The organism is Arthrobacter sp. H14, from assembly GCF_000520495.1.
Classification (GTDB): Bacteria; Actinomycetota; Actinomycetes; order Actinomycetales; family Micrococcaceae; genus Arthrobacter_C.
Genome location: NZ_AZRX01000497.1, coordinates 1 through 3,806, shown reverse-complemented (window position 1 = coordinate 3,806; position 3,806 = coordinate 1). Strand labels below are relative to the sequence as shown.

At 59.1% G+C, this 3,806-nt stretch carries 4 protein-coding genes; 2 read left to right on the top strand and 2 right to left on the bottom strand.

What is annotated here, in order from left to right:
• Window positions 1-275: 275 nt before the first annotated feature.
• Window positions 276-677, bottom strand: coding sequence for a hypothetical protein (locus Y707_RS32515; RefSeq protein ID WP_253905024.1), 402 nt, complete (start codon window positions 675-677; stop codon window positions 276-278).
• 219 nt (window positions 678-896) lie between these two features.
• Here Y707_RS32515 and Y707_RS32510 point away from each other — a divergent pair, with 219 nt between their 5' ends.
• Both Y707_RS32510 and Y707_RS0101850 read left to right on the top strand, forming a co-directional pair.
• Complete coding sequence (locus tag Y707_RS32510) at window positions 897-1,577, top strand: hypothetical protein (RefSeq protein WP_253905023.1); 681 nt, start codon at window positions 897-899, stop codon at window positions 1,575-1,577.
• Between the two features lie 194 nt (window positions 1,578-1,771).
• Window positions 1,772-2,950 (top strand): SNIPE associated domain-containing protein, encoded by a 1,179-nt coding sequence (locus Y707_RS0101850; RefSeq protein ID WP_253905022.1) that lies wholly within the window; start codon window positions 1,772-1,774, stop codon window positions 2,948-2,950.
• 86 nt (window positions 2,951-3,036) lie between these two features.
• On the opposite strand, the gene Y707_RS22675 is transcribed toward Y707_RS0101850, so the two are convergent.
• Window positions 3,037-3,806: hypothetical protein (locus Y707_RS22675; protein WP_035779944.1), on the bottom strand; the 770-nt coding region annotated here is incomplete at its 5' end.

Here is a 3,806-nt window from a genome sequence, read left to right as displayed (position 1 = left end):
TAGATCTAGCCAATGAACTTCAATGGCCAGCGGCAAGAGTGCGCGAAATAATTGGAGCTCAAGACAGCCGGCCGAGTCTCCGAGTCGTTCGCTAGGTCGGAACAGTCACGCTCATCATGTGCCACTGGCCGGAGTTTATATCGACCGTCACGACAGCTGGGCAACGCGACTCTGACACGTTCAGCAAGAGCTAACCCCGATAACAGCGCATATGTGGACTGGATCTTGGCGCCGCCGTGTCGGTCGGTGGTTCGACATGTCGCTTTCCGGGAGCTTCATCCTAATTTCGTTCGTTGGTAGTGTGGTCCAAAAAGCTCTGGGGGTAAATTGTGGCACGTCGACGAGGATTTCTTGCTGAGATTCAGCATCAGAACAGGCTTGCTGAGCAACGTCAGCGTGCTGCGGTACGGGGACAGGCGACGGCTGTCCGCCGGTATGAGCAGGCGCAGAGAGCTGAACAACGCGCGCTCCATGCGGCACAGCGCGCTTCGGAGGCCGAGCGCAAGCAATTCGAGAAGGAAGCGGCCGCGGCGCACGTTGCTTCCATGCAAGCGGAGGTCGAACAGCTGAATGCCGAGCTTGCCGCCACGTATGACAGTGTTGACACCCTTCTCGACGCTACGTTGCGCGTTGATGATTACGTAGAGTTGGAGGATTTGCGCCGAACTGTCGAGCACCCTCCCTTTGATCGTCAGGACTAGCGTAACCCAACTCCCCCACCGGCGCTGCCTCCTGAGCCCGAACGGCCGGTGTTTCAACCACCACGCGCGCCGAGTGGGCTCTTCGGGCGAAAGAAAAAACTGACGGAGGCCCAAGCCCAGGCGGAGGAGGCGTTCAACCAAGCACACGCTCAGTGGGAGCACGAGATGCAAAGGCTTCCCGAGAGGCGCCGCAGGTTGGAAGAACAATACGCTGCACAAGAACAGCTACGCCAGCAAGCGCTAGAACAAGCAGTGACACGCTACAAAGATGCATGCGCTCAACGCGACCAGGAGATCGCCGAGCACAACGCTTCGGTGGACCAGCTGATCGCAAATCTCAGTTACGGAGTGGTCGATGCCGTACAGGAATACATCGGCATCGTTCTGGCGAACTCCGTCTACCCTGAGGACTTCGACGTCGATCACCAGGCTGAGTTCGACCCCGACACCGCTGAACTATCGATACGGGTACTGATACCAGGTCCCGACAACGTTCCTACGATCAAGTCATACCGGTATGTGAAGGCTAGCGATGAGATCACGCCAGTGGCGCTCTCCCAGAAAGATTCGAAGGATCGCTACGCCGGCATCGTTCACCAGGTAGCGCTCCGTACTTTGCACGAAGTTTTTGAGGCCGACAGGCGGGGACTGGTTCAAAGCATCGCCCTTGAAGTCGGCACCGAGACCATCAACCCCGCCACTGGAAATGAAACCTATATCCCGTTCGTGGCCGTAGGGGCACCCCGTGATTCGTTCTCCGAACTCGAACTCGCCGCCGTCACGCCGTCGGCAACACTCGAGCATCTCGGTGCTGCAGTCTCGAAGAACCCGCTGGGTCTGGTTCCAGCTAGTGGTTCAGGCATACGCCGATCCTGATGACAGCAGACCGACAAGCACCGATCTTCAACCCCCCTCCGGGTTGGCCTCAACCGCCGCCCGGATGGCGACCGCCTGCCGGGTGGCAGCCAGACCCCATGTGGCCATCGCCGCCTGAGGGTTGGCAACTTTGGCTACCAGCCGAAGGATGCGGACCCGCAGACGAGACAGCCCCATCGCCCGCGGTGGCCCCGGTGCCCGAAACGAAGGCACCGCCCGAGCACTCCGCTGCTACCGCACCCCCAGATGAAGCCCGTCTCTCATTTCTGGAGGCCGAGAACGCATCGCTGAGACATCAATTGTCCGAGGCGAACGCGGCCTCTGGCCAATACGTTGAGCTCGATGATGGGAAGGTGCTGCAGGAAGTCGGGATCTACCGGTATCACCATCCGTTGGAGAACGCTACGGCCTTCCGGGACCGTCTGGAGAAGATTGAGTCGCAGGTAGCGGAGCTTGTGAAGGCGAGCAGGGCGATTGTGAAATCGAATCTGTTCACCTTCGACAATTCATTGGCCAAGGGCCGCCGGATGTCCGATGACCTCGCCAAACTCATGCTCCGGGCCTACAACGCCGAGGCTGACAACAGCATCAGATCGCTCAGGGTCGGCAACGTTGCGACCGCGAAGCGTCGACTCGAAGCGTCCCGCGCTGCTATCGCCAAGCTAGGCAGCCTCATGGAGATGCATATCAGCGACGAGTTCCACCAACTGCGCCTCCAGGAGATCGAGCTCACCGCCGATTGGCTGATGAAAAAGCAGGAAGAGAAGGAAGCCGAGCGGGAAGAAAGAGCTCGGCTGCGCGAAGAAAAGCGCGTCGAACGCGAACTCGCCGAGGACCGCGCCAGGCTCGATAAGGAACGCAGCCACATCCTGAACGCGCTCGAGGCAATACGAGCCTCGGGCAAGGCAGATTCCGATCTGGAGCTGCGACTCGTTGCTATCGACGAAGCGATCACCCAAAACGACTTCAGGACCGCGAACATCCGCGCGGGTTACATCTACGTGATCTCCAATCGCGGTGCATTCGGAGAAGACGTGGTGAAGATCGGCCTGACTCGGCGCCTCGAACCCGCAGAACGTGTAAGCGAGCTCAGCGGCGCGGCCGTCCCATTCCGTTTCGACATCCATACGCTGTTCTTCTCAGAAGACGCCGTCACACTCGAGAACGAGCTACACAAACACTTCGCGGCCAGGGCCCTCAACCGGGCTAATTCCCGTAAGGAGTTCTTCTTCGCCAGCCCCGCCGAAGTGCGAGAGGTATTAACGGAGAAGGTCGGAAACCTGCTCGAGTTCCGTGAGCACGCTGAATCAACCGAGTACCTCCAATCTTTCAACCTGTGGCCCGAGCGCCCGTCACGCGGAGAAATCGCTTAGATTGACACGCAAACGCTGTAGTTTTGGTCGGATGTAAACGCCGATAACGGGCGCATATGTCAACTGCCTGAAGGACAGGGATGCCTCTATAGAATTGAATTTCGCGAGCAGATCCTTTCGGCAAGCTGGGTGAACTTTTGGGTTGTCGGCGGAAGGCGTCCGATATTGCCCTGGACGAAACCGGAGCGAGGCTGTTTCCTTTTCTGGATTCGTTGGTGCACCGCAATGCGCAGGCGACGGTGCCGATGTCCGCGTTCGTCGTCAACGGCCACCGCGATTTTGCCTGCGATTCGTGTTCCTGCCTCGGTCAGTTCCCATTGCCGATCCAGCGATGTTTTCACCGAGAGCAGCCGAAATAATTCGAGTTCACGTCTGACTTCTACCTCTTCCTCACCATCGAGAGGGTTCGGCAGCCTGGCCACGGAGTCATCGCGTGAATGAGTCCATAGCAACACTTCTTCACTGCGTGTGCCATGCAGTCGGAGCATGATCTGGTCATCGGATAGCCAGATCGGCGCCCCTTGTGGCGCGCCGCCGGATGAATGCCCCCTACTGATGGACTCGTCGCCGTTCGTTCCAGAGTCTTGGATGAAGGCCATAGCGGAATGGCCGCCGCGCCGGATATGGCGGCCACGTCTCAGAAAGACGGCCAAGAGACCGGACACAGCGACGGTTCCGGTGACGTAAAGCATCAGGGCGTAGCGTTCCTCGCCCCAATATGGGTTGTTGCGGCCCGTCATAACGGGTAGCTCGTCTACGGTCATGGCTACTCCGGCACCGAACGGGACGCTCCACCATTGATTCGCCCGCGATGGATGCAGCACAAGTGCGACGCAGCCGACGGTGAAAGCGATTG